This window comes from Candidatus Deferrimicrobiaceae bacterium (assembly GCA_035256765.1).
Lineage (GTDB): Bacteria > Desulfobacterota > Deferrimicrobia > Deferrimicrobiales > Deferrimicrobiaceae > CSP1-8.
The window spans coordinates 1-3,131 of the sequence record DATEXR010000076.1 but is presented as its reverse complement, the minus strand read 5'-3'; the positions used below and the strand labels follow the sequence as shown (position 1 = coordinate 3,131).

3 protein-coding genes are annotated in these 3,131 nt (G+C 64.4%); all 3 read left to right on the top strand.

Annotated elements, in window-relative coordinates; translation table 11 throughout:
• On the top strand, positions 1-645 hold a 645-nt coding region (locus VJ307_02360), incomplete at its 5' end, for a type III pantothenate kinase (GenBank protein ID HJX72971.1).
• Between the two features lie 34 nt (positions 646-679).
• Entirely contained in the window at positions 680-2,764 is a 2,085-nt protein-coding gene (gene fusA / locus VJ307_02355; protein ID HJX72970.1) for an elongation factor G, read from the top strand.
• The coding region (locus VJ307_02350; GenBank protein HJX72969.1) for a hypothetical protein at positions 2,761-3,131 on the top strand (371 nt) is incomplete at its 3' end. The genes fusA and VJ307_02350, both read left to right, overlap by 4 nt.

Here is a 3,131-nt window from a genome sequence, read left to right as displayed (position 1 = left end):
AATCTCTACGACGGGTCCCATCTCTCCTCCCGGGAGGTCGACGCGATCATCATCTCTTCCGTCGTCCCGCCCCTCACGCCGACGATCGTGGAGCTGTGCGAACGCTACTTCGGCATCACTCCCCTGGTCGTCGGGCCCGGCGTGAAGACCGGGATCTCGATCAAGATGGACAACCCGAAGGAGGTGGGCGCCGACCGGATCGTCAACGCCGTCGCCGCGTACGCCAAGTACAAGAAGGCGTGCATCGTCCTCGACTTCGGCACCGCGACGACGTTCGACTACATCTCGCCCGCCGGAGACTACATGGGGGGGGTCATCGCCCCGGGGGCCAGCATCTCGGCCGAGGCGCTCTTCCGGCAGGCGTCGAAATTGCCGCGGGTCGAGATCGTAAAGCCGGCCACCGTGATCGGGAAGAACACGGTGGCTGCCATGCAATCGGGGATCTTCTTCGGCTATCTCTCCCTCGTGGAGGGGATCATCGACCGGATCCGGAAGGAGGTGCGCACCGACCCGATGGTCGTGGCCACCGGCGGGTTGGCCGGCGCCATCGCGGGCGAGTCCTCCAAAATACAGGTAATTGATGAGAATTTGACTCTTGAGGGACTGCGTATTATATACGAGAGGAACCGTGCGCCCGCCGCATGACGGGGGACGATTTCCGTAGGAGGGAGAACGGCACGTGGAGATCCAACAACTGAGGAATGTGGGGATCATCGCCCACGGCGGCGCCGGGAAAACGACCCTGGCCGAGGCCCTTCTCTTCAACGCGAAGGCGGTCGAGCGGATGGGGAAGGTGGATGACGGCAGCTCCAACTTCGACTACGATCCGGAGGAGATCCGTCGACAGATCACGATCAGCACGTCCTTTCACCATTACCACTGGAACAAGGTCGAAGTGACCGTGGCCGATACCCCGGGCTACATCAACTTCGAGGCCGACACGCACGCCTGCCTCAGGCAGCTGGATGGCGCGGTCCTCGTGGTCAACGCGGTCTCCGGCGTCGAGGTGCAGACGGAGAAGATGTGGCACCTCGCGTGCGACACGGGGGTCCCGGCGATCGCCTTCGTCTCGAAGATGGACCGCGAACGGGCCGACTTCCCGAAGGCGGTCGAGGAGATCTCCGACATCCTGAAGGTCCATGCCGTGCCGGTCCAGATCCCCATCGGCGCGGAGGCCCAGTTCCGCGGGATGGTGGACCTCTTCGGCATGAAGGCATACGTCTACAAGGGGGATACGGGGGAGTTCGAAGTGAAAGAGGTTCCCCCGGACATAGCCGACGCCGCGGCGAAGGGAAGGGAGAAGGTGGTGGAGGCGGCCGCGGAATCCGACGACTCCCTGCTGGAGAAGTATCTCGAAGGCGCGGAGCTCACGGAGGAGGAGATCCGCAAAGGGTTCACGGCCGGCGTGCGGGCGATGAAGATCCTGCCGGTCCTCTGCGGGTCGGCCATGCGCAATATCGCCATCCACCCCGTCCTGGACATGATCAACTTCGTCCTGCCCGACCCGTCCTTCCGCAAGGAGACGAAGGGGACGAACCCGAAGAAGAAGGTCGAGGAGGTGCGCCCGATTTCGGAGAACGCCCCGTTCTCCGCCTTCGTGTTCAAGACGCTCGCCGACCCCTACGCGGGGAAGCTCTCCATCTTCAAGGTCTACTCCGGGACGCTGTCGCCCGACATGTCGCCCCTGAACGCCGGGAAGAACGCCATCGAGCGGATCGGCCAGATCTTCCGGCTGGAGGGGAAGAAGCAGAAACCCGTCGGATCCGCCTCCGCGGGGGAGATCGTGGCCGTCGCCAAGTTCAAGGAGACTTCCACGGGCGACACGCTGTGCGACCCGAAGAACCCCATCCTCTACCCGCCCCCCCCGGCGGTCGAGCCGGTGATCTCGTTCGCGATCCGCCCGAAGACCCGGTCCGACGAGGACAAACTGGGCAGCTCCCTGGCGCGGATGATCGAGGAGGACCCGACCCTGCAGTTCATGAAGGACCCGCAGACCCGGGAGTTCATCCTCTCGGGGATGGGAGAGATCCACCTCGAGGTGGCCGTCGAGAAGCTTCGGCGCCAGTTCGGGGTCGAGGTGGAGCTGCGCACCCCCAAGATTCCGTACAAGGAGACCATCAAGGGGACGGCGGAGGCCCAGGGGAAGTACAAGAAGCAGACCGGTGGGCGCGGCCAGTACGGGGACTGCTGGCTCCGGGTGGAACCCCTCCCCCCCGGCACCGACTTCGAGTTTGTCAACGCGATCGTCGGGGGCGTCATTCCGCGGCAATACATTCCCGCGGTCGAGAAAGGAGTCGTCGAGAGGATGAGCAAGGGGGTTGTCGCCGGCTACCCCGTGGTCGACGCCAGGGTGACCGTCTTCGACGGGTCGTTCCACACGGTCGACTCTTCCGAGATGGCCTTCAAGATCGCGGGGTCTTTGGGGTTCCGGAAAGCGGCGCTCGAGGCAAGGCCGGTGTTGCTCGAGCCGATCATGGAGTTGGAGATCGTCGTCCCCGAGGATAGCGTCGGGGACATCATCGGCGACCTGAACAGCCGCCGGGGACGCGTGCTGGGCGTCGAGGCCAGGGGGAGGGGCCAGATCGTGAAGTCGCTCGTGCCGCTGGCGGAGGTCCTGCGGTACTCGTCCGATCTGCGTTCGATCACGTCGGGCAGGGGGCAGTTCACCATGCGGATGGCCAGCTATGAGGAAGTGCCCGCCGCGATCGCGGAGAAAGTCATCGCCGGGGGCAGGAAGGAGATGGGGGAAGAAGCGGAGGAATGATGGCCGACAAGGGGGAAAAGATACGGGTAAGCCTGACCAAGGAACAGCCGGTCGACGACGGGATCCGGGGGTCCCTCCAGTCGTATATCGCCACCCTTTCCGTGCCGCAGAAGATCCAACTGGCCACGAAGGGGAACAAGGAAGTCCGGCTGATCCTTTCCCGGGATTCGAGCAGCATGGTTGCCCGCGCGGTGGCGAACAGTCCCCTGATCGCCGAATCGGACGTGGTCGCATACGCCGGGTCCACGCTGACGAATGAAGATATTCTCCGGGCCATCGCGGAAAGCCGGGAATGGGCGAAGAACGTCCGGGTGAAACTGCTCCTGGTGGCGAACCCGAGGACCCCCCCCGCCGTCGCGATGCGGTT